Genomic DNA, 22,612 nt, shown 5'->3' with positions numbered 1-22,612 from the left:
GACGCCCCGGGCCCGCGGCGCGGGTCCGGGGCGTCGGCGTGTTGGGTCAGTCCGTCTTCGCAGTCTCCTCCACGGTCCTCCGCGGGCCCGTAAACCAGCTGCGGGCGCCCGCGAACCACCACGCCGTGATGGCGATCAGGACGCCGCCGACCGCGATCGGGGCGTAGTTCACCGCCGTCCAGTCGAACTCGCTGCGGCCGGGGATGCCGGCCGGGGAGAACGGGAGGACGAAGTAGACGGAGATGACGGCGATTTCCGCCACGGCCACCCAGCACATCCACTTGTACTTGGCGCCGAGGTTCCAGGGCCCGGTCTGGAAGGCGTCGCCTTGGCGCAGGCGGAGCCAGATCGGGATCAGGAAGGCCAGGTAGAGGCCGATGACCGCGACCGAGGTGACCGCGTAGAACGCCGTCGGGGCGCCGTTGGGGCTCTTGTAGAGGGCGGGCAGGGTGATCAGGGCGGCCACCACGCAGCCGCCGATGACGGCGTTGACCGGGGTGCGGTTGGCGTCGACCTTGGCCCACAGCTTGGCGCCGGGGACGCCGCCGTCGCGGCTGAAGGCGTAGCCCATGCGGGAGAGGCTGGTCACGCAGCTCATGCCGCACAGGAATTGGCCGACGACGGAGATCAGGATGACCAGCTTGGCGAGCTTCGCGCTGAGGGCGGAGGTCAGCAGGACGTCGATGGCGCCGCTGCCGTCGTTGATCGCGGCCACGTCCTTCGCGGCGAAGAGGAACGCCAGCAGGAGGATCCAGCCGCCGATCGCCGAATAGAAGATCGACTTCCACAGGCCCTTGGCGGCCGACACCGACGCGCCCTTGGTCTCCTCGGAGACGTGGGCGCACGCGTCGAAGCCGGTGATCGTGTACTGGGTCAGCAGGAAGCCCAGCGGCAGGATGAAGAACCAGTACCAGCCGTCGCCGAAGCCCGAGTTGTTGATCTGCTCGGTGAACACGAACTTCGCGCTCTGGTGCGAGTCCGGGCCGAAGAACAGCACCAGGATGATCACCAGTACGCCGAACACGTGCCAGTACACGGACGCGTTCTGCAGCAGCGCGATCAGCTTGTGGCCGTAGATGTTGATGACGGCGTGTGCCGCCAGTATCCCGAGGAACAGCAGGAAGACGGTGTTGAGGTCGCCGTCCCAGCCCGGCGAGTACATCTTGATGAGGATGTTGAGGAACGTCGCGCAGCCGTAGTCGACCGACGCCGTCACCGCGATCAGACCGACCAGGTTGAGCCAGCCGGTGAACCAGCCGTGCACCGGCTTCCCGAGCTTCGCCGCCCACCAGTAGATGCCGCCCGCGGTCGGATACGCCGACACCAGCTCGGACATGCAGAACCCGATGATCAGGATGAACACCGAGATGATCGGCCAACCCCACGCGATGGCGACCGGCCCGCCGTTGTTCCACGCCTGCCCGAACGTCGTGAAGCAGCCGGACAGGATGGAGATGATCGAGAACGAGATCGCGAAGTTGGAGAACCCGCTCCAGGTCCGGGACAGCTCCTGCTTGTACCCGAGTTGTGCGAGCCGGGCCGCGTCGTCGTCCACGGGCGGCTCGGGTACATGCGGGGCTTCCTCGGGAACGGTGGTCGCCATGGCACCTCCTGGCTGTGGTCGGGCGGCAGACTTCGTCGACCGCGGGGGCTAACTTCTTCGGCCGCTTTCCTGCCTGCTGATTCGGCTGTCCGGCACGCCGCCTTGAGCGGACGGCGCGGCGGCCCGGCCCGCGGCCCGGTCGAGGAGGGTGCCGAAGTCGTCCGCGTCGAGGGCCCGGACGGCGCGCGCCCACTTGTCCGCGGCCTCGGCGTGGTAGTCGAACGCCGGCGCCGCAGCCGTGCCGGCCAGCAGCCCGTGGTGCACGGCGAACCACAGCGTCCACGCCACGTCCGACGCGATCCGGTACAGCAGCACGCGTGCCAGCAGGCGCGGGCTCGTCTCCGCGCCGAAGTACGCGGCCGTCAGCAGATCGACCAAGTCGTCCGCGAGCTGCGCTTCCGCCGCGATGTCGCCCAGGTCGAACGCCGGGTCGTTCATGCCGGACAGCTGGTAGTCGACGATCCGCACGCTGCGCCCGTCGTCCAGCAGGTTCGCGGGCAGCAGGTCGTTGTGGCACGGGGCCTGCGGCAACGGCACGGCGGAGAGGGCGTGTTCGATGCGGGCGAGGTCGGCGAGGCGGTCGGCGTAGCCGTCCGGCACCGGCAGGTCGTGGCGCCGGCAGCGGGCCAGGAGTTCCTCGGTCTTGCGGAAGATGTCGAAGCGGTTCGCGAACGGCGGAGTGGACGTGTGGAGGCGGCGGCAGGCCGCGGCGATGCGCACGAGCGCGTCCGGGTCCGCGACGCCGTCCGCATCGAGGGTGCGCGCGTCCACGAACTCCAGGACGACAGCGGCCGGTTCGTCGACCGTGCCGAGGACGGCGGCCCCCACGCCCGAGTGGGCCGCGGCCAGCGTGTTGGCGATCTCCTGCCGCGCCGGGACGCCCAGTCCGGCCGCGCTGACCGCCGGATCGAGGACCCGCAGGATCCAGCGGCGCGGTCCGGCGTCGACGCGCACCACGCGGTGGCTCAACCCGCCGGTCAGCAGGGTGTAGTCGGCGTCCGCACCGGGGTCTAGCCCGGCCCGGGCGAGGAGTTCGGCGAAGGCAGCCGTCACGGCGTGGTCCCAGCGGTCGGCGCTACTCACGGATGGCCAATGGGTTGCCCTTAACCCATTCGAAACAGAACGTGATCGCGGGCAGTCGGGGGCGGACACGGAGTGCTTGTGGAGTGCTCGGTGACGCGGCATTGACGTGCGGTGCTCCGGAAGTCTGCGAGTCCGGGGCAACGGCGTCAAGAGGGCGTCAAAAGGAACTTCGGTCCGTCCAATTCACCAATTGGTATGTCCTTTAAGGGGGTCCGGGTGGTAGCAATGCGCCATGTCCGACGAGAACACCTCGTTGCGCGGCCGCGCCTGGCGCGGTGTCGCCGACACCATCCGGGCCGGCGGCTACCGCCCCGGCGACCGCCTGCCGTCCGAACGCGAACTCGCCGACCGGTTGGGCGTCAGCCGCTCGACGCTCCGCCTCGCCCTGCACGACCTGGAACGCTCCGGCTACGTCGTACGCCGCCCCGGCCGCGGTGGCGGCACCTTCGTCGCGGCCCCCAAAGTCGAGCGCGATCTGGGGCACTTCACCGGCCTCGCCGACTACATCCGCCGCCAAGGCCTGGAAGCCGGTTCGCGGATCCTGTCGGTAAGCCTCGCACCCGCCGACCCGAGGGCGGCCGCCGCCCTGCGCATCGCCCCGGAGGACCTGGCCGTGCACGTCACCCGGGTCCGGCTCGCCGACGGCGAGCCGATCGCGTTGGAGCGATCCCGGTTCCCCGTCGCGCTGTTCCCCGATCTCGCCGAACAAGCCCTCGGCGGATCGGTGTACGACCTGCTGCGCACCCGCTACGGCCGCGCCCCCGCACACGCCGTCGAACGCATCGAACCCGTCGCGGCCGACGACGAGATCGCCGCACTGCTGGAAGTCCCCTACGGAACACCGCTTTTGGCGATCGAGCGGGTCGCCTACGACGCCGCGGGCGTGCCCGTCGAGCACGCCGACGACCTGTTTCGCGGCGACCGCACGCGCGTCGTCGTCTGGACCACGCACGACACCCCGCCGAACACCCCGCGGCAAGCCCCGCACCGAACGGAAGGAAGCGCGCCGTGAACCGCGAACTCCCCTCCCGTGCCCGCGTCGTCGTCATCGGCGGCGGAGTCGGCGGCACCAGCGTCGCGTACCACCTCGCCCGACGCGGCGAGCGCGATGTGCTCGTGGTGGACCGGGCCGAACTCACCAGCGGATCGACGTTTCACTCGGCCGGCCTCGTCGGCCAACTGCGCGCCGACCCGACGCTGACCCGGATGAACATGTACTCCGCCGAGCTGTACCGCGAACTCCAACGTGGCGACACGCCACCGGGGTTCGTGGAATGCGGCGGCATCCGGCTGGCCTGCACGTCCGAGCGGCTGGAGGAGATACGCCGCCAGATCGGCTGGGCCCGGACGATGGGGCTGCCGCTGGTGGAGATATCCCCGGCCGAAGTCCGCGAGCTGTTCCCGCTCGCCGACCTCGACGGCGTACGCGCTGCCGCCTACCTGCCGACCGACGGCTACGTCGACCCCTCGCAACTCACCTACGCCCTCGCCGCCGGCGCCCGCGCCGGGGGAGTGGCCATCGCGACGCACACCCGCGTCCTCGGCATCGACACCGAGAACGGGCGCGTGACGCGCGTCCGCACCGACCAAGGCGACGTCGAGGCCGAGATCGTCGTCGACTGCGGAGGCATCTACGCCGCCGAGATCGCCCGCATGGTCGGCGTCCGCATCCCCCTCGTGCCCATGTCGCACCAATATCTGGTCACCGACCCGGTGCGTGAGCGCGACGGCACACACCTGCCCACCCTCCGCGACCCCGACAACCTCGTCTACTTCCGCGAGGAGGTCGACGGCCTGCTGATGGGCGGATACGAGCGCACCAGTCGGACGTTCGCCCTCACGGACGGCGAACGCGACGCCGTACCGGCGGACTTCAACGGCCGTCTGCTCGCCGAAGACTGGCCGCGCTTCGAGGAGATCACCGAGAACGCCGTCCGCCGCGTGCCGGCGCTGGCCGACACGGGCGTGCGCAAGCTCATCAACGGACCCGAAGCGTTCACCCCCGACAACGAGTTCTGCCTCGGCGAGACCGAAGTCGGCGGCTTCTTCGTGGCCGCCGGATTCTGCGCGCACGGCATCGCGGGCGCCGGCGGCATCGGGCGGCTCATGGCCGACTGGATCCTCGACGGAGATCCCGGCCTCGACGTGCACCACATGGACATCCGCCGCTTCGCCGCGCACTACCGCTCGCCCGGCTACACGCTCAAGCGCACCACCGAGAACTACGAGACCTACTACGACATCCCGTTCCCGGGTGCGGAACGCCGGGCCGGGCGTCCGCTGCGCGTATCGCCCGCCTTCGCCTGGCACACCGAGCACGGCGCGGTGTTCGGCGAGAAGGCCGGATGGGAGCGCGTGAACTTCTATGCGGGCAACGCCACCACCGCAACCGAAACGCACCGACCCCGCGGCTGGGCCGGCCGCGACCACACCCCGGCCGTCGCGGCCGAGCACCTCGCGACCCGGACCGCCGCCGGGCTCTTCGACGAGTCGTCGTTCGCCAAGCTCGAAGTGACCGGGCCCGGCGCCGCGGACCTGCTGGAATGGCTCTGCGCCAACCGGGTCGCCCGCGCCGTCGGCGACGTCGCCTACACGCAGATGCTCAACGCCCGCGGCGGCATCGAAGCCGACGTGACGGTGACCCGCACCGCCCCCGACGCGTTCCTCGTCTACACCGGAACCGCCTGCGGCACCCGGGACTTGGCGTGGCTGCGCAAGCACGCGCCGCGCGACGGCAGCGTGCGGATCGCGGACGTGTCCGGCGCCTTCGCGTGCTTCGCGCTGTGGGGTCCGGACGCTCGCACCGTCCTCGGGCCGCTCACGCCCGACGCGATCGACGACGCGGCGATCCCGTATCTCACCTCCCGGGAGATCTCCGTCGGAGACGTGCCCGTCCGCGCGAGCCGGGTCACCTTCGTCGGCGAACTCGGCTGGGAACTCTCCTGCTCCGCCGAGTACGGCGCCGCGCTGTGGCGGACCCTCGCGGAACGCCCCGGGGTGACGCCCGGCGGCTACCGGGCGATCGAGTCGATGCGGCTGGAAAAGGGCTACCGGGTCTGGGGCAGCGACCTGACCCCGGAGACCAATCCGTACGAAGCCGGCCTCGGCTTCGCCGTCAAGCTGCGGGAGAGCGACAAGCCCGGCGGCTTCCTCGGCCGCGACGCGCTGCTGCGGGCGCGCGACGAGGGGATCGGCCGCAAGCTGGCCTGCCTGCTCCTCGACGATCCGACGGCGGTGTGCCTCGGCAGCGAACCGGTGCTGCTGGAGGGCGCGGTGGTCGGGCGGGTGACGTCCGCCGGGTTCGGTCACACCGTGCAGCGTTCGATCGCCTACGCCTACCTTCCGGCGGACCGGGCCAAGCCCGGCACCCGCGCGCAGATCGAGTTGTTCGGCGAAACCTGCGGGGCGGAGGTCGCCGCGGGGGTCCTGCACGACCCCGCGGGTGCGCGCGTCCGAGGGTGAACTTCCGGCCGTGCGCAACACACGTGCGAGTGAATGCGATGCGTAATCAATCGACAGCACAGCGTGATATTTTGATGCTTCCACCCCCGGGGAAGATCGCGAAATGATTGCGAATTTCTTGGTTTGGTGGCGATTCCGTGTGAATTCCGTGGCGATGCCTGCGGCGGCTACCACGCAGTTGCCGGCCGCTGATGTGGTGTGCGGTATCTCGATCTCACTCCTGCGAGTGAGGAAGAGGTACACCGTTCGATGCACACGGAGGTGTCCCGTGAGTACTTGGGGCTGGAAGTGCCACAACTCGTCCTGCTCGGCCAATCGGGGACGGGATCGTCAGCGGTACCGCACGGCGCACGCGGCGCAGGTCGCCGGACGCGCGCACACGCAGGCAACCGGGCACGCCACCGAGGTTGTGGAGTTCCGGTAAACACATAGGACGGGGGCGGGGCGGGCGGCTCGTCCCGTCCCGCCCCCGGGGCAGACGACAAGGCCCCCGAACCACCCGCGGGAGTGCGGGGGTTCGGGGGCCTCGATTACTTGTGCGGCTATGCCGCCGTGCCGTTGGTCAGCGGCGGCCGCGGCCCGGGCCGCCGTCGCCGTCCACCAGTCCGGCCCGGCGCAGCGCGTCGGCGAGCGCGCCGCCGCCGAGCGGGGCGTTGCCGCCCTGCCGGTTGCCGCCGCGGTCGTCCCGGCGTCCGCCGCCGCCCTGCCGGCGGTTGTCCCCGCCCTGCTGCCGGTTGCCGCCGCCGCCTTGGCGGCGCTCGCCCTGCTGCGGGCGGCGCGGGCCGGGCGTCGTGCGGCCGCCTTCGCTCCGGTTGTCCCGGCTTTCGCGGCGCTCGGCCTCGTCCTCCAGCCGCAGCGTCAGCGAGATGCGCTTGCGCGGGATGTCCACGTCGAGGACCTTCACGCGCACGATGTCACCGGGCTTGACGACGTCGCGCGGGTCCTTGACGAAGCTGTCCGACATCGCCGAGACGTGTACGAGGCCGTCCTGGTGCACGCCGACGTCGACGAACGCGCCGAACGCGGCCACGTTCGTGACCACGCCCTCGAGGATCATGCCCGGCGTCAGGTCGGTGAGCTGCTCGACGCCTTCCTTGAACGTCGCCGTCTTGAACGCCGGACGCGGGTCGCGGCCCGGCTTCTCCAGCTCGGCGAGGATGTCGGTGACCGTCGGCAGGCCGAACGTGTCGTCCACGAAGTCCTGCGGCCGCAAAGCCCGCAGCACATTCCCCTTGCCGATGACACCGGTGATGTCGCCGCCCGCGGCGGCCACGATGCGGCGCGCCACCGGGTAGGCCTCGGGGTGCACGCTCGATGTGTCCAGCGGGTCGTCGCCGCCGGGGATCCGCAGGAAGCCCGCGCACTGCTCGAACGCCTTCGGGCCGAGCCGCGCCACGTCCTTGAGCTGCTTGCGGTTCTTGAACGGGCCATTCGCGTCGCGGTGTTGCACGATGTTCTCGGCCAGCCCGCCGCCGATGCCGGACACCCGGGTGAGCAGCGGCGCGGACGCCGTGTTGACGTCGACGCCGACGCCGTTCACACAGTCCTCGACCACCGCGTCCAGCGAACGCGACAGCGACACCTCGGACAGGTCGTGCTGGTACTGGCCGACGCCGATCGACTTCGGGTCGATCTTCACCAGCTCGGCCAGCGGGTCCTGGAGCCGGCGCGCGATCGACACCGCTCCGCGCAGCGACACGTCCATGCCGGGGAGTTCCTGCGCGGCGTAGGCGGACGCCGAGTACACCGACGCGCCCGCCTCGGACACCACGACCTTGGTGAGCGCGAGGTCGGCGTGCCGCTTGATCAGGTCGCCCGCGAGCTTGTCGGTCTCGCGCGACGCGGTGCCGTTGCCGATCGCGATCAGCTCGACCTTGTGCGCGGCGGCGAGCTTGGCGAGCGTCTCGATCGACTCGTCCCAGCGGCGCCGCGGCTCGTGCGGGTAGATCGTGTCGGTCGCCACGACCTTGCCGGTCGCGTCGACGACGGCGACCTTGACGCCGGTGCGCAGGCCCGGGTCGAGGCCCATCGTGGAGCGGGCCCCGGCCGGGGCGGCGAGCAGCAGGTCGCGCAGGTTCGCGGCGAACACCCGGACCGCCTCGTCCTCGGCGGCCTGGCGGAGCCGCCCGCGCAGGTCGATGCCGAGGTGCACGAGGAACCGGGTGCGCCACGCCCAGCGGACGCTGTCGGCGAGCCACCGGTCGGCGGGGCGGCCGCGGTCGGCGATACCGAAGCGGTGGGCGATGCTGCGCTCGTAGTCGGTGGTCGCGGCCGGGTCGGCGTCGCCGTCCTCGGGCTCCAGCGTCAGCGAGAGCATCTCCTCCTTCTCGCCGCGGAACATCGCCAGGATGCGGTGTGACGGGAGGCGCGTGAACGGCTCGGAGAAGTCGAAGTAGTCGGAGAACTTCGCGCCGGCTTCCTCGCGGCCGTCCCGGACCTTGGCGACCAGGCGGCCGCGCGTCCACATGCGTTCGCGCAGTTCGCCGACCAGGTCGGCGTCCTCGGAGAAGCGCTCGACGAGGATCGACCGCGCGCCTTCCAGCGCCGCGCCGGCGTCCGGGACACCCTTGTCGGCGTCGATGTAGGCCGCCGCGCTCGCCTGCGGGTCCTGCCCCGGGTCGCCCAGCAGCAGGTCGGCGAGCGGCTCGAGGCCCGCTTCGCGCGCGATCTGCGCCTTGGTGCGGCGCTTCGGCTTGTACGGCAGATAGATGTCTTCCAGGCGCGCCTTCGCGTCGGCCGCCATGATCTGCGCGCGCAGCGCGTCGTCGAGCTTGCCCTGCGCGTCGACCGACTCCAGGATCGCCGCGCGGCGCTCCTCCAGCTCGCGCAGGTAGCGCAGGCGCTCTTCCAGCGTGCGCAGCTGCGTGTCGTCGAGGGTTCCGGTCACCTCCTTGCGGTACCGCGCGATGAAGGGCACCGTGGCCCCGCCGTCGAGCAGGTCGACGGCGGCCTGCACCTGTCCTTCGCGTACGCCGAGTTCGTCGGCGATCCTCTTGTTGACAGAGGGATGTACAGAGGGTGTGGATGTCACCACGGACCTGAACCACCTTCACACTGGGGTACCCGGGCATTCTGCCGATGTTCGGCCCCGAATGTCGCACCGCGGCGCGCGTGTCCGCCCGGTCGGGCGCGGGTGGGGTCGGTGGGGACGGGTGGGTGGCGGCGGGGGCGGCAGGGCGGAGGGCGAGCGCCGGGTCGGCCGGGTCGGTCGGACCGGGTCGGTCCAACTGGACAGTCGGCCGCTTCGGTTGAGCCTTCGGGTGCGGGAGCGAAAGCCTGGGCCGGGTCGGGCCAGGCATGGTCGCCGGGTTGGGTCGGTCGGGGTTGGGTCGGTCGGGGTCGGGTCGCCGAGGTAGGCCGGTCGGGCTGGGTTGCCCCGGTCGCGCGGCTCCGACCGGCTTGTCAGGCCGAGCAGCGCCGTGCGGCGGCCTGGTTGCCGCACCGCGGGCACACAAACACCTCGGGTCCGGGCCGCAGCCTTTCGGCGCGGCCCGGACCCGAGGGCGGATGGTGGGGCTTGGTTCCCACAATCGGGGGCGAAGCGTTCCTGAGATGGTTCCCCGATACCCGTGTCTCTCCCCGTCGGGGCCGACTACAGCTTCCGTCGAAGCAGCTCCTCACGCGGTAGCGCCCTGGAGACTCATCGGCACACGGCACGTTACGGCCCAAGCATTCGCTGCAACCGTTGTTCCGTCACACCCTGCACTCATGGCCGTGAGTGCTCTGCCAGGCTGGCAAGGAGGCACACATCGGTGGCATCCGGTTTTTCCGCCGCGCAACCTGCTGGCGCGGGAGCCGAGTTGGTGCTTGACCGCCGCCGAAACCTCAAGACGCCCCCGGCTCGATCCACGCCGGCTGCAGATCCCTTGGTCCGCAACCATCCAAGATCAAATGATCCGAAGGAAACGGCCGGGGTCAGGAGCCCCTCGTCGCGCGCAGCCGAGTGGCCAGCCAATCCGCGGTGTGGGGAAGCCAGTCGCCTTGGGCGTTGCCGAGTAGGTGGTCGCCGTGGGGGACGAGCAGGAGTTCGCCGTGCGGGGCGGCTTCGGCGGCCGCGGCCGCGGTGGTGACGCCCGGGGTGACGTCCGTGCCGCCTTCCACGACCAGCAGCGGGATGGGGATCTGGGCAGCGGTCGCGCGCAAGTCGACCGACGCGGCGAATGCGCGGGCGGCGTCCGGTGAGCCGCAGCGCCGGGTGAGCGTGTCGGTGACGAACGGCGGGAGTTCGTCCCACGTCAGGTGGTGCGGCCCGCTGACCGCGACCGCCGCCCGCAACCGCGGCTCGTGCGCGGCCGATTCGGCGGCGTAGTAGCCGCCGAGGCTCATACCGACCAGGGCCGCGCGGCCGACGTCGATGCCCGGCGCGTCCGCGAGGCGGTCGAGCACGGCGCCGACCACGCGGTGGTAGGCGGGTTCGGGCGCGCTCGTGGCGGCGCAGACGCCTTGTCCGGGACCGTCGAACGCGGCGACCGCCAGTCCGCGCGCCAGCAGCGCGTCGGCGAGGACGTGGAACTCCTCCTTGGAGGAGTCGAGTCCGGGCGCGACGAGGACGACCGGCGGCGTGGTGACGCCCGCCGGACGCCGCAGCCACCCGGCGAACCCGGGGCCCTCGACGCGTTCGGCGCGGTCCGGTTCGGCGAGTGCGAGGGCCCGGCCGGTGGCGGCGTCGGCCTCGGCTTCGAGCGCGGCGAGGAGGTCGGTGTCCGGGTGCGGCAGCACGGTGGCGATGTGGAACCAGCGCGCGGCCGTGCGGAACTCCGCGGCGGCGGTGACCCGGAGGCCGTCGGCCTCGGCGCGCAGCGCCGCGGCGAGGTGCGCGCGGGCTGCCTCGGCCAGCACGGGCGGCCAGCCGTGGAGATCAGGAACGCCCGCGGTGACCCGGTCATAGGCGAAGGGGTCGAGCCCCGCACCGACGGCACGGGAGCGGTTCAGGCCGATGAAGTCGGGAGTGATTCCCGGGGTGTCGATGAAGGAGGGCATGGCGGACGCGGGCTCCGTGGGTCGGGTCGGGTCGGGTTGCATCTGGTCGGGTCAGGAGTTGTCGGTCGGGAGCGGGTCGGAGAACAACACCCGTGCCGTGTGCTGCGTGTCCGCGTACTCGCGGACCGACGTGATCCGCCCGTCCCGTACGCCGAACACGCCCAGGCAGCGGTTGTGGTACTCCGTGCCGTCGACGGTGACCGCGTCGGACGTCCACTCGGCGACGACCTGGTCGCCGTCGGCGAGGACGTTCACCAGGGCGATCACCATCGACCCGGGGACGAACCGCGCACCGGCGCCGCCGAGGAAGTCGTCGACGATGGCGTCGCGCCCGGCCCACACCTTCGACCACGGCGTTTCGCCCGGGTACTCCCACGTGGCGTCGGCGGCGAAGCTGTCGCGGATAACCGCGAGATCGCCGGTACGGACGGCTTCGACGTAGCGGATGACAACGTCCTTGGGGGACATGGCAGGTCCTTTCCTGGAGTTCGGGATGAGGGGTGCGGTCAGCCGACGGTGAGGACGGCCTTGCCGCGGATGCGGCGGTCGCGGAGGTCGGTCAGGGTCTCGGCGGTGTGCGTCCAATCGGCGACGCGGCCGATCTCGGGGTGCAGACGCCCTTCCGCGACGAGCCGCACCAGGGTGGCGAGGTCGGGGCCGACCGGGCCGTCGTGGTCGGCGTAGCCGACATGCTTGACGGTCGCGGACACCGGGCCCGCGAAGAAGTCGAAGAAGTCGACGGTCGGAGGCGTCCGGCTCGCCTGCCCGAACCACAGGAGCGTGCCGCGGCGCGCGAGCTTGCCCAGCGCGACCGGCAGGGCGGTGCCCCCGGTCGACTCCATCACCACGTCGAACGGGCCGACCGCGTCGGCGACGTCGTGCACGACCGCGGCAGCACCCAACTCCGCCAGCCGCGCACCGCGTTCCGCATCGGCGGTCACGACGGTGACCTCGGCGCCCGCGCCCGCGGCCAGCTCGGTGACGTAGTGCCCGACACCCCCGGACGCGCCGGTGATCAGCAGCCGCCGCCCGATCAGCGGCCCGGCGGCCCGCAGCAAGGTGAGCGCGGTGAGGCCGGCCAAGGGGAGCGCGGCGGCCTGCGTCACGCACACCCCGTCGGGGATCTCGGCGAGCGCGTCGGCGGGCACCACGGCGTACTCGGCCCAGCCGCCGGACGGCGGGTGGCCGACGACGCGCCGCCCGACGGGCGGTCCGGAACCGTCCCGGGCGGCCTGCACCACCAGGCCCGCGATGTCCTTGCCGGGCACCAGGCCCGGCGCCGGGTTCTCCAGCTGGAACGTCTCGCCGCGGTTGACCGAGTAGGCGCCGACCTTGACCAGCACCTCGTCCGGGCCGGGCACAGGCTGGGCCCGGGTGCCGAACTCGACGGGAATGTCGCGATTTCCGGTGGGGATCTGGGCGCGCATCGGGGGCTCCTCGGTGCCGTTGTTCCGGTGACGTGCCAAGCTCACCGCGGGGCGCCGGAGCCGGTCCAACAACCACGGGCTAGGGTCGACAACCGAAGGTTGTCGGCACTGGTGGAGGTGGGTGTGCATCCGGGTCCTGATCTCGATCTGGCACGCGTGCGGGCGTTCGCGGTCACCGCGGAACTGCTGCACTTCGGGCGGGCGGCGGAGGTTCTCGGCATCACCCAGCAGGCGCTGTCCAAGCGAATCGCCCGCCTGGAAGGCGAACTGGGCGCGGTGCTGTTCGACCGGGGTGCCTCCGCGGTGTCCTTGACCGCGGCCGGAGAGGCGCTGACCGGTCCGGCGGCCCGGCTGCTCACCGCGGCGGGTGAATTCGTCGCCGCCGCGCGGGACACCGAGACCCGCCCGCTGCGCCTCGACGTGTGGGGACACCTGTACGCCCCGATGCGCACCGTCGCCCACGTCGTCGACGCGCTGCCGGGCGTGGCGGTGGAGCCCGGCTCCGGCCGCGACCTGCCGGGCGTGGCCGACGCGTTGCTGCGCGGGGACACCGACCTCGGGTTCGGCCGGGTGCACCCGATCCCCGGCCGCCGCTTCGCGGGGCTCGCGCACCGCCTGGCCCGCCTGGAACCCGTGGACGTGCTGCTCGCCGTCGGGCACCCGCTGGCCGCCGCCGACGTCCTGCGCCCGGGCGACTTGGCGGACGGCGTCATGTGGTGCCCGGCATCCCTGGAACGCCTGGACTTCCTGCGCAAGTTCGCCGACCGCTTCGGCATCGCCCGGACCGAGGCCGGCGCCAACCTGGGCTTGGCCCACAGCATCGAGCACGTGCGCGACCACCCGGACTGCTTCACGCTGCTCCCGGCCGACGTCCCGCTGCCCGACGTGCCGGGCGTCCGGGCGGTGCCGCTCGCCGGTCCGACGCCGTTGTACGCCTGGTCGCTGCTGTGGCGGGAAGCCGATCCGCATCCGCAACTGGGCGACGTGCTGGCTGCGTTCGCCGAGCACGGGGCGCGCCGCCGCTGGCTGGAGTACGACCCGGACCGCGACTGGCTGCCGGACATCGAAGCGCTGGACGGTGTCGGATAAAGGCCTTGCGCCGGTGACACGTGCCGGGTTCGGCGGCTTCCCGAGGCGGCGGTGACGTCCCGGTGAACGCGGGACGACGGGTTGGGGAAAGCTGCGCGTTGTGGCTGTTCGGGGACTGGATCTTCCGGAAAGCGCGGGTAGCGTTCCGAAAGTCCCGGTGGATCGGCGCCTTCCGGATAGCGGAATTCGCGGACACGGCAACGGGATTCGGGGACGGCGGGGGTACGAACGCGGGGGTGGCGGCGCGCCATGGGTGGAGACGGGCCAGGCTTTCGGCCGCATCGGCTCGGTGAGCCGGAGACATCCGGGGTGCTCGCCGAAGGGGCGCCGGCCAAGGGTGCGCCGGCCAAGGGTGCGCTCGCCAAGACGGAGAAACCGAAGAAGTCCGCGGTGCCCGCCGCGTCGGGAAAGACCGCCGAGGCCGCCAAGTCCGATGACGGAAACCCCTCGCGCATACGCCGCGCGGCCGCCGTCCTCACCCGTCGCGGCGACCGGGCGATCGGCTATGTCGCCCTCGGGCTCGTCGCCGTGCTGATCGCCGCTTCCGTCGTCGTCGGCCTCGGCGCTGCCGACGCGCTGCCCAAGCTCGGCAACCTGGGCGCCTGGCTGCCCAGTTCCGGCAACGGCAGCGCGTCGCACGTCAACGGGCCGACCGGCCGCACCGACGGACGGGTCCCGTTGCCCGGTACGCAGGGGCATCCGATCCAGGTCGCCGAAGACGGCACCAGCATCCTCGTCGTCGACCAGACCACCGGCGTCGTGTCGCGGATCGACCCCGCGCAGCTGTCCGTGCCGTACCGCTACGACTACGGCACGCCCGGGCTGCGCCTGGTGAGCGGCGGCGGCAGCAGCTGGCTCGTCGACGAAGCACAGGGCGGCGTACGGCAGATCAACCCGCTCGACCTCCAACCGATTTCCGCTGCCCTCGACCTCGGCGACAAGCCCGTCGGCCGGGCGCAGTCCGACTCGCGCGGGACGTTGTGGGTGCCTCTGCCCGGCAAGGGGCAGATCGTGCCGGTCGGCGGCGCGGTGCCGGGCGTGCCGGTGGCGGTGGCCGCGCCGGGCAGTCCGCTGCGGTTGACGTTGGCGGGCGACCGGCCGGTCGTCACCGACCCGCGGGCGGGCACCGTCACCGTGGTGACGGCGGGCGGTCCGACCCGGCAGGTCACGCTGCCGACGGTCTTCGGCCAGGGCGACGGGACACGCGTGCTGACACCGGAGACCACGCCGGGCGCGGTCGTCCCGGTGCTCGCGGGGGACACCGGCACGCTGGTGCTGGTCGACCTGGACAAGGGGTCGGTGACCGCGGTGTCGCTGGGCATCGGCGCGGCGGCCGGGTCGTACGCTCCGCCGCAAGTGCTCGGCGGGCGCGTCTACATCCCGGACCGCGGGCACGGCAACGTCATCGTGTACGACACCGCCAAGGCCCAGTTCGACCCGCAGATCGCGGTCACCGGCAAGCCGGGCCCCCTGGACTCGTTCGTGCGCGACGGCATGCTGTGGGTCAACGACCAGAACAGCTCGGCCGCCGCGGTCATCGACGCGTCGGGAGTCGCGCATCCGGTGGGCAAGTACGCGGCGGACTCGCCCGCGGGTGCGGGCGTCGCCGCGAGCGACCTGCCGGGCCGGAACACCGTGGACTGGAAGGTGCCGCCGGGAGAGGAACCGGCGGCCGGCGGCATCGGAGTCGGCGGCAACAATGGCAACAATGGCAACAATGGCAACAACGGCAGGAACGGCTACGTCAACGGCCCCGTCGGGCCCGGCCCCGCGCCGCAGTCGTCCGCCCCACCGTCCGGGGGCAACGAGCCCGGCAACCAGCGGCCGGAACCGCCGGTGACGGTCGGACCGGACCGGAGCGGCTCGGTGCCGGTCCTGCCGGATCCGGTGGTGCCCGGGCCGGTGGGCGGCGGCACGGGCACCGGCAACGGCAACGGTCGTCCGGACAGGACTGCTTACCCCGGTCCGACACGCACCGCGCTGCCGCCCGGGCGCGGTCCGGTCGTCCCGACACCGACACCGACACCGACACCGACACCGACACCGACCGCGACCACCGAGATCCCGGCGACCGCTCCGCCCGCCACCACGGCTCCTGCGACCAGTACCGCACCGCCGACCACGATCCCGGCCACCCCGGAACCGCCGACGGCCCCGCCCACGCTCCCGCAGACGCCGCCCGGCGCACCGGAGGCGACGTCCGGGCCGGGTCGCGTCGTCCTCACGTTCCCGCCCGCGTCCGGCGCGACGCCGACCGGGTACACGCTGACCGACCTCGGTTCCGGACAGGCGGTTTCGCCGTCCACGATCGCGCCCGGCGAGCGCTTGCAGTTCACCGTGTCGGGCGGCTCGTGCGACAAGGAGTACGCGTACAAGGTCGTCGCGCACTACGACGGCGGCGCCTCGGAGACCTCCACCGCATCGACGCCCGTCCGTCCGTGCACCGCGCCCGGATCCGTCGGCACCGTGACCGCGACGCCGTCCGCGAAGGGCGACGGCGGCACACTCGGCTGGACGGCCGCGGCGGCGCACGGCGCGAGCAAGGTCTGGTACACGGTCAAGGTCGGCGGCGGAGCCGACCAGCAGACCGGCGCCACGACGTTCGCCGTCACCGGGCTGGCCGACGGGAAGAAGTACCCGGTCACCGTCACCGCGGCCAACGCGGCCGGCTCCGGGCCGGCGGGCAACGCGTCCCTCGACCTGACCGCGCCGCCGAAGGGCCAGGGCACCGGACAACGCGGCAGTCCCGCACCGTCGTCCGGCGCGGCGGCCGCGCCGGGTCGGCAGCCGCCCGTGCGCCCGGCGGTCCCCGGCGTCTGAAGCGTCCCCACCCCCGCACAGGAGTCCCCACCGTGACCACGGCTTCCCTCGAAACCCCCGGCACGCAGTCCGCTCCCGGTGCGGCGCTCAAGCTCTTCACCGCATGCTTCACGGCTCTCGCCGACAACATCGAACGCGTGCTCAAGGGCAAGCACGAGGTCGTCGAGCTGGCGCTGATCTGCCTGTTCGCGGAAGGCCACGTCCTGGTCGTGGACGTGCCCGGCACCGGCAAGACCACACTGGCGCGCGCCTTGGCCGCGTCGCTCGACGGGACGTGCCACCGCGTGCAGTTCACGCCCGACCTGCTGCCGTCGGACATCACCGGCGTGTCGGTGTTCCGGCAGGACTCGGGGCGGTTCGAGTTCCTGCCCGGTCCGGTGTTCGCGAACGTCGTGATAGGCGACGAGATCAACCGGGCGTCGCCCAAGACGCAGTCGGCGCTGCTCGAAGTCATGGAGGAAGGGCAGGTGTCGGTCGATGCGGTGACGCACGAAGTCCCGCGACCGTTCCTGGTGTTCGCGACGCAGAACCCGGTCGAGATGGCCGGCACCTATCCGTTGCCGGAAGCCCAGCTCGACCGGTTCATGATGCGGGTGACCGTCGGCTACCCCGACCACGCGTCCGAGGTGGAGGTCGCGGGCGGCACGGCGGTCGGGCCCGCGATCGCGGCGCTGCCGACCATCGCCACGGCTCAGCACGTCGCCGAGTTCGCGCAGGTGGTGCGCGAGCGGGTGCGGGTGCCGCCGCCCGTCGTCGACTACGCGGTCCGTGTGGCCGCGGCGACCCGTGAACTGCCCGGCATTCGGCTCGGTGCCGGTCCGCGCGGGAGCGTGGCGCTGGTCCGGGCCGCCCGCGTGCGCGCCGGGGCACGGGGGCGGGCGTACGCGCTCCCCGAGGACGTCAAGGCGCTCGCCGGACCCGTCCTCGCGCACCGGCTGGTGCTCGCCCCGGAGTCGGAGCTGGCCGGGGTGACCGCGGCCGATCTGATCGCCGAGGTGCTCGCGCGGGTGGCGGTGCCGCAGCCGACGGCGGGCGGGAACGGATCGTCGGCCAATGGCGCGTGATCCGGCGGGGCTCCGCAAGCGGCGCGGTCCGGTTCCGGCGCGTCGGCTTGGTGCCGACGGCTGGTGGCTGCCGACTCCTGTCGGGACCCGCGTGCTTGCCGTGTCCGTGCTGCTGCTCGCGCTGTCTTGGCCGCTGGGGTACCCGGAAGCGGCGGTGCTCGGGGGCGGCGGACTGCTCGCCGTGCTCGGCGGGGTCGCGTGGGTCTTGCCGCCGCTCCGCGTCGACGCCGCGCGCACGGTGGCCCCGGCGCGGGTCACGCGCGGCGACCGGGCGGAGGCCGTCGTCACGGTGACAGTGCGCGGTCGCCGTGGTGCTCGCCGGGTCGATCTCGAGGATGCGTGCGACGGGCGCCCGGTCGCGGTGTCCGTCGCCGACGCCGCCCCGCATGCCGCGGCGGTGACCCGCTATCCGCTGCCCACCGGGCGACGCGGGCGACTTGCCGTCGGGCCGCTGCACGCCGTGCGTGCGGACCCGGCCGGTCTGGCCCGGCGCGCACGCCGGTGCGCGGACGACACTGCCGTCCTCGTACGCCCCCGCGTGCACCCCCTGCCGCTGCTCGCGTCCGGCCGCGCCCACCACATCGAGGGCCCCAACTCGGCGTCGGCCGACGGCGGCAGCCAGACGTTCCACACCCTGCGCGCGTACGTCATGGGCGACGACCTGCGCCGCATCCACTGGCGCTCCACCGCACGCACCGGCGAACTGATGGTGCGGCAGATGGTGGACGTCAGCATGCCGCGGACGACGGTCGTCCTGGACACACGCGGCGCCGCCTATCCGGGCCTGCCCGAGCGCGCCGCCGACGCCTTCGAACTCGCCGTCGAGGCGGCGGCGTCGGTGTGCTGCGCGGCGCTGCTGCACCGCTTCCCGCTGCGGCTGCTCACGGAGGGCGGGATCGCGTTGGCCGACTCGGCGCGGGGGTCGGCCGGGGACGAACTCCTGGACGTCTTGGCCTTGGTCGCGGTGTCGGAGGGCACGTCGGTGGCCGACGTCTTCGACGAACTCGACCGGTCGCGGGCCGACGGCACGTTGGTCGTGGTGACGGGCACTGGCGATACCGCGGGGTTCGGTGGGCTGGCCAAGGTGTCGGGACGGTTCGAGCGAGTGCTGGTGGTCCGGGTCGGCGGTGCGGCGGCTGCCGCCGCCGACGAGCCGGCGTCGGTGCTGCCGCCCGGGACACCGTATGTGTACGCGGCGAGTGCCGAGGTGCTGGTCACGGTGTGGCAGCGGGAGGCGGCGCGGTGAGCGGGCTTCGCCCACGGGGGCTGGGGCCGGCCGCGTCCGTTGTCCCGGTGGCCTCCGGACGGCCGGAGGGCTTCGACCCGCGGCGTCGGCTCACCGCCCTGCCGACGGCTTTTCTGCCGGCGGCAGCGGCGGGCGCGGCTTTCCACCGGGTCTACGGACCGCGTTCCTTGCTGCCTCTGGTGGTGATGGCTGCCGCGGCCCCGACGGTGCTCTCGGGTCTGCTGTCCGTGCGGCGCGACGGCACGCGAGCACCGTTGTGGCGTGCGGCTCTTGCCGGGCCCGTTGCGTGGCTGCCGTGCGCGTGGGGTCTGCTCTACCGGCGCGAGAGCCTCACGCTTGGTCTGGTGCGGCGCATGGGGAGCGACCTCCTCGACGCGCCGCACCGCGTGCTGACCGTGATCACTCCGTTGCCCGCCGAGGGAGCGCTGCTGATCCTGCCGTTCACCGCCGTGTGGCTCGCTGCCGCGGCGGGGGCGGAACTGGCGTTGCGGACCGGGACGGTCTTGTTCCCGGCACTGCCCGGCGTGGCGGTGTTCGGGGTGGCGGTGGTGCTCGGCGCGGGTGGGCCGGGGACGAACGTGCCCGCGGCGGCGGGGTTTCTGGTGGCCGTCGGGCTGTTGGTGGTGCTGCGCGCGCCGCGCGTGCACACCTCCCGGCCGCGCGCTCGCCGGGCGGTGCCGGCCGCGGTGCCGCTGATCGCCGCGCAGGCGTTGGTGGCGGCGGTGGTGGCGCCGGTGGCGACCGGGGTGGACGGGCGTACTCCGGTGAGCCTGCGGGCGGATGCGGCCGCGCGGGAACGGGCGTACGTCGACGGCGGCAATCCGCTCGCCCTGGTCGGCTCGTGGCTGCTCGACCCGGCGCGGCCGCTGTTCAAGGTCCGTGCCGCCGGACTCGGCGATCAGGACTGGCGTCTGGCGGTCCTCACCGACTTCGACGGCAGCACGTGGTCGCCGCCCGGGCTGCTGCGGCCGACCGGCGGGCGGGTGCCGGGCGGGTCGGCGGGCACGCCCGAGGCAGGTGTGCGGCGCGTGGCGCTCGACCAGCGCATCACCGTGCAGCAGCTCGGCGGGGTGTGGCTGCCGTCCGCCGACCGGCCGGTGCGGGTGACGGGGCCCGTGGCGGATCGGTTGGTGGTCGACCCGGATACCGGAGCGCTCGCGGACCCGGCGCCGATCCGGGACGGGGACAGCTACCAGGTCGCGTCCCGGGTGCCGGTCTTCGACGCGCGGCTCGTGCAGTACGCCCCGACCGCGGTGGACCCGGCGATGACCCGGCTGCCCGATTCGCCGACCCGCGACCTGCTGCGCGAGCTGGGGCAGCAGGCGACGCGGGGCAGCACGTTCCCGTACCAGCAGGCGCTGCGGCTGGCGGCGTGGCTGCGCGAGGGGCGCGTGTTCGACGTGCAGGCGGCGCCCGGGCATACGTACCGGAGCCTGGAGTTCTTCCTGACCGAATCGAAGCGCGGGACGTCGGAGCAGTTCGCGGCGGCCTTCGCCGTCATGGCGCGGTCGCTGGGGCTGCCCACTCGCCTGGTCGTCGGCTTCCACCACGGCACCGCCACGCCCGACGGGTGGCAGGTCACCGGCGGGGACGCGGTGGTGTGGCCGGAGGTCGAGTTCGCGGGCGTCGGCTGGGTGCCGTTCCAGCCGACGCCCGGGCAGCGGGTGACGGCGGCGCCGGCCGGGCCGGCGGCCGTACCGTCCGGACCGGAGGGGGCGGCGGCGGCACCGGGCGCGGGGGCGCAGCGGCTGCTGGACGATGCGCGGATCATCGATGCGCCGCATCCCGGGAGTGGGGTGCCGGGGCCTTCCGCTGGGGGTGGCGGCAGGGGCGGCCTGCGTTGGTGGTGGGGGTTCGTGGCTGTCGGGGTCGCCGGTCTCGTGGCCTTGGGGGTGTGGGCGGGGTCGCGGGCGTTGCGGCCGTGGCGTGTGCGGCGCGCGGAACGGCGCGGGAGTCCGGCGGCGCAGGTCGTGGCGGCGTGGCGGCGGATCGGGGCGAGCCTGCACGGGGCGGGGATGGCGGCGCCGGGGACGTTGACCGTGGAGGAGGTGGCGGAGTTCTGGGACGGGTATGTGGGGGAGTCCGGTGATCGGTCGGTCGCGGACTTGGCCGCGCTGGTGAATGCCGTGGGCTATGCGGGGTTGGAGCCGGACGAGGCCGCGGCGGCCGAGGCGTGGCGTACCGCGGCGCGGGTGGCGGAGGCGGTGGCCGCGGGGGAGCGGGTGCGGGTGCCGGAGTGAGGGCTTTGCTTGATCCGGTGCCGTGGGCGTTGCCGCGTGCCTTTTCGCGGGTAGCCGATGCCCCCACGGGTAGTCCACAGCCGCGGTCGCCGGGCCTAGGCTGGGAGGACGGAGGTGAGCATCATGATCGCCGATGCACCTTTGACCGCAGTCGTCCCCGTGACCGACCGGGCGCGGGCGGTGGCCTTCTACCGCGACAAGCTGGGAATCCCCGTCAAGGAAGAGCACGCCGAAGACATCACCTTCACGTGCGGCGGCACCCAGTTCTCGTTGTACGAGACCCCGTACGGCGGCCAGGCCCAGCACACTCTCGCCAGTTGGAAGGTCGACGACCTCGACGCGGCGATGAAGGACCTGCGCGGCAGAGGCGTGGTCTTCGAGGACTACGACTTCCCGGGCCTCAAGACCGTGAACGGCGTCGCCGAGTCGCCGGAAGGCGGACGCGCGGCGTGGTTCCGGGACAGCGAGGGCAACGTGTTGTGCGTGGCTCAGGGGATGTAGGGGCTGGGCTCGCCGGGTCTGTCCGGTAACCGCGAAAAGCGGATGCCCGGCGTGGAAGGCCGCGCGTAGGGTGCGCGGGTGATCGACTCCGCCTCCGAAGCGTCTCTCCCGCCCGTCGAACTCCTCGACCACGGACACCCGTTCCGCCAATGGAAGACCTGGCGGATGCCCGGTGCGGACCTGACCCTCACCGGCTATTCGCGTGCCAACGACAAGACGTTCTTCCACGTGCCCGAGATGCGCTGTGCGCTCGACGCGGGGTTGTGCGAGGGGCGGCGCGTCGACACGGTGTTCCTGACGCACACCCACCACGACCACGTCAAAGACCTGGACTTCCTGGCGGTGAACGCGGCCACGGCGGCGGGAGCGGAGGTGTACGTGCCGGCCGAGGCGGTGCCGTACGTCGAGGCGTACCTGCGGACGTCGGCGCAGCTCAACCACGGTCCGGACTACGACCCCGCGCTGGACGGCGGCTATCGCGTGCACGGTGTGTGCGACGGTGACGAGTTCGCGTTCGGGCGGCGGGGCTATCAGGTGCGGGTCGTGGCGTGCGAGCACAAGATCCCGTGCGTCGGCTACGCCTTCTCCGCCCCGGCCAAGCGGCTGGTGCCCGAACTCCAGCTGATGCGTGACGAGTTGGTGCGTGCGGGGCGTGGCGCCGAGTTCGGCGTCGAGGCGGCGCGGCGGCGGAAGGCCGGGGAGCCGGTCGAGGTCGAGGTGGCGGAGCCGGTGTTCGCGTTCCTCGGCGACACCCACCCGCGGGTGTTCGAGCGCAATCCGTGGTTGTTCGACTACCCGGTGATCGTCACCGAGTGCACGTTCCTCGACGATGCGGAGGCCGAGCGCGCGGAGCGGGTCGGGCACACGGTGTGGAGCAGGCTGCGGCCGGTGGTGGAGGCGCACCCGTCGACGCTGTTCGTGTTGACGCACTTCAGCTTGCGGCATGCGGATCGGGAGGTCGTCGACTTCTTCCGCGGGGTGGTCGGCCCGGACGGCGAGCCGCTGCGGAACGTGGTCGTGTGGGCGCACCCGGAGAGCCGGCTGCCGGAGCAGCACCAGCACGCCGCGGCGGGGTGAGGCCGGGGCCGCGTCGCCGG

15 protein-coding genes are annotated in these 22,612 nt (G+C 72.8%); 9 read left to right on the top strand and 6 right to left on the bottom strand.

Annotation, left to right across the window (positions count from 1 at the left end; all coding sequences use genetic code 11):
* Window positions 1–46: 46 nt before the first annotated feature.
* Complete coding sequence (locus tag ABEA93_RS10525; RefSeq protein ID WP_345675122.1) at window positions 47–1,603, bottom strand: amino acid permease; 1,557 nt, start codon at window positions 1,601–1,603, stop codon at window positions 47–49.
* Between the two features lie 48 nt (window positions 1,604–1,651).
* Entirely contained in the window at window positions 1,652–2,686 is a 1,035-nt protein-coding gene (locus ABEA93_RS10520; protein ID WP_345675121.1) for a phosphotransferase, read from the bottom strand.
* A gap of 232 nt (window positions 2,687–2,918) precedes the next feature.
* Between ABEA93_RS10520 and ABEA93_RS10515 the strand changes: the two genes are divergently transcribed.
* Both ABEA93_RS10515 and ABEA93_RS10510 read left to right on the top strand, forming a co-directional pair.
* Window positions 2,919–3,698 (top strand): GntR family transcriptional regulator, encoded by a 780-nt coding sequence (locus tag ABEA93_RS10515; protein ID WP_345675120.1) that lies wholly within the window; start codon window positions 2,919–2,921, stop codon window positions 3,696–3,698.
* On the top strand, window positions 3,695–6,148 hold the full coding sequence (locus ABEA93_RS10510) for a GcvT family protein (protein ID WP_345675119.1): 2,454 nt from the start codon (window positions 3,695–3,697) through the stop codon (window positions 6,146–6,148). Before ABEA93_RS10515 ends, ABEA93_RS10510 begins: the two co-directional genes overlap by 4 nt.
* A gap of 562 nt (window positions 6,149–6,710) precedes the next feature.
* Here ABEA93_RS10510 and ABEA93_RS10505 read toward each other — a convergent pair.
* The 4 genes from ABEA93_RS10505 to ABEA93_RS10490 all read right to left on the bottom strand — a co-directional run bounded on the left by ABEA93_RS10505 (window position 6,711) and on the right by ABEA93_RS10490 (window position 12,555).
* Window positions 6,711–9,182: a Tex family protein gene (locus ABEA93_RS10505; protein ID WP_345675118.1), complete on the bottom strand. Its 2,472-nt coding sequence runs from the start codon at window positions 9,180–9,182 to the stop codon at window positions 6,711–6,713.
* Between the two features lie 881 nt (window positions 9,183–10,063).
* On the bottom strand, window positions 10,064–11,128 hold the full coding sequence (locus ABEA93_RS10500) for an alpha/beta hydrolase family protein (protein ID WP_345675117.1): 1,065 nt from the start codon (window positions 11,126–11,128) through the stop codon (window positions 10,064–10,066).
* A gap of 51 nt (window positions 11,129–11,179) precedes the next feature.
* A complete protein-coding gene (locus ABEA93_RS10495; RefSeq protein WP_345675116.1) occupies window positions 11,180–11,596 on the bottom strand; it encodes a nuclear transport factor 2 family protein in 417 nt (138 codons plus the stop codon).
* A 38-nt stretch (window positions 11,597–11,634) separates the two neighbouring features.
* Window positions 11,635–12,555: a zinc-binding dehydrogenase gene (locus ABEA93_RS10490; RefSeq protein WP_345675115.1), complete on the bottom strand. Its 921-nt coding sequence runs from the start codon at window positions 12,553–12,555 to the stop codon at window positions 11,635–11,637.
* Window positions 12,556–12,678: 123 nt separating this feature from the next.
* On the opposite strand from ABEA93_RS10490, the gene ABEA93_RS10485 reads away from it, so the two are divergent.
* From ABEA93_RS10485 to ABEA93_RS10455, 7 genes are all read left to right on the top strand, one after another.
* Complete coding sequence (locus ABEA93_RS10485) at window positions 12,679–13,644, top strand: LysR family transcriptional regulator (protein WP_345675114.1); 966 nt, start codon at window positions 12,679–12,681, stop codon at window positions 13,642–13,644.
* A 309-nt stretch (window positions 13,645–13,953) separates the two neighbouring features.
* Window positions 13,954–16,464 (top strand): hypothetical protein, encoded by a 2,511-nt coding sequence (locus ABEA93_RS10480; RefSeq protein ID WP_345675113.1) that lies wholly within the window; start codon window positions 13,954–13,956, stop codon window positions 16,462–16,464.
* A gap of 32 nt (window positions 16,465–16,496) precedes the next feature.
* Window positions 16,497–17,528: an AAA family ATPase gene (locus ABEA93_RS10475; protein ID WP_345675112.1), complete on the top strand. Its 1,032-nt coding sequence runs from the start codon at window positions 16,497–16,499 to the stop codon at window positions 17,526–17,528.
* Complete coding sequence (locus ABEA93_RS10470) at window positions 17,518–18,774, top strand: DUF58 domain-containing protein (protein ID WP_345675111.1); 1,257 nt, start codon at window positions 17,518–17,520, stop codon at window positions 18,772–18,774. The genes ABEA93_RS10475 and ABEA93_RS10470 overlap by 11 nt, the downstream gene beginning before the upstream one ends.
* Window positions 18,775–18,821: 47 nt before the next feature.
* On the top strand, window positions 18,822–21,014 hold the full coding sequence (locus tag ABEA93_RS10465; protein WP_345675110.1) for a transglutaminaseTgpA domain-containing protein: 2,193 nt from the start codon (window positions 18,822–18,824) through the stop codon (window positions 21,012–21,014).
* 123 nt (window positions 21,015–21,137) lie between these two features.
* Window positions 21,138–21,515: a VOC family protein gene (locus ABEA93_RS10460; RefSeq protein WP_345675109.1), complete on the top strand. Its 378-nt coding sequence runs from the start codon at window positions 21,138–21,140 to the stop codon at window positions 21,513–21,515.
* Window positions 21,516–21,593: 78 nt separating this feature from the next.
* Window positions 21,594–22,592 carry an MBL fold metallo-hydrolase gene (locus tag ABEA93_RS10455; RefSeq protein WP_345675108.1) on the top strand — a complete coding sequence of 333 codons (999 nt, stop codon included), beginning with the start codon at window positions 21,594–21,596 and terminating at the stop codon, window positions 22,590–22,592.
* Window positions 22,593–22,612: the final 20 nt, after the last annotated feature.

The organism is Yinghuangia aomiensis (genome assembly GCF_039542225.1).
Taxonomy (GTDB): Bacteria; Actinomycetota; Actinomycetes; order Streptomycetales; family Streptomycetaceae; genus Yinghuangia; species Yinghuangia aomiensis.
The sequence above is the reverse complement of the archived record's forward strand: the minus strand, read 5'-3'. Positions and strand labels throughout refer to the sequence as shown.

Coding starts and splice junctions, on each gene's coding strand:
- ABEA93_RS10525 (WP_345675122.1), bottom strand. CDS start 1,603: ATGGCGACCACCGTTCCCGAGGAAGCCCCGCATGTACCCGAGCCGCCC.
- ABEA93_RS10515 (WP_345675120.1), top strand. CDS start 2,919: ATGTCCGACGAGAACACCTCGTTGCGCGGCCGCGCCTGGCGCGGTGTC.
- ABEA93_RS10500 (WP_345675117.1), bottom strand. CDS start 11,128: ATGCCCTCCTTCATCGACACCCCGGGAATCACTCCCGACTTCATCGGC.
- ABEA93_RS10495 (WP_345675116.1), bottom strand. CDS start 11,596: ATGTCCCCCAAGGACGTTGTCATCCGCTACGTCGAAGCCGTCCGTACC.
- ABEA93_RS10490 (WP_345675115.1), bottom strand. CDS start 12,555: ATGCGCGCCCAGATCCCCACCGGAAATCGCGACATTCCCGTCGAGTTC.
- ABEA93_RS10470 (WP_345675111.1), top strand. CDS start 17,518: ATGGCGCGTGATCCGGCGGGGCTCCGCAAGCGGCGCGGTCCGGTTCCG.
- ABEA93_RS10460 (WP_345675109.1), top strand. CDS start 21,138: ATGATCGCCGATGCACCTTTGACCGCAGTCGTCCCCGTGACCGACCGG.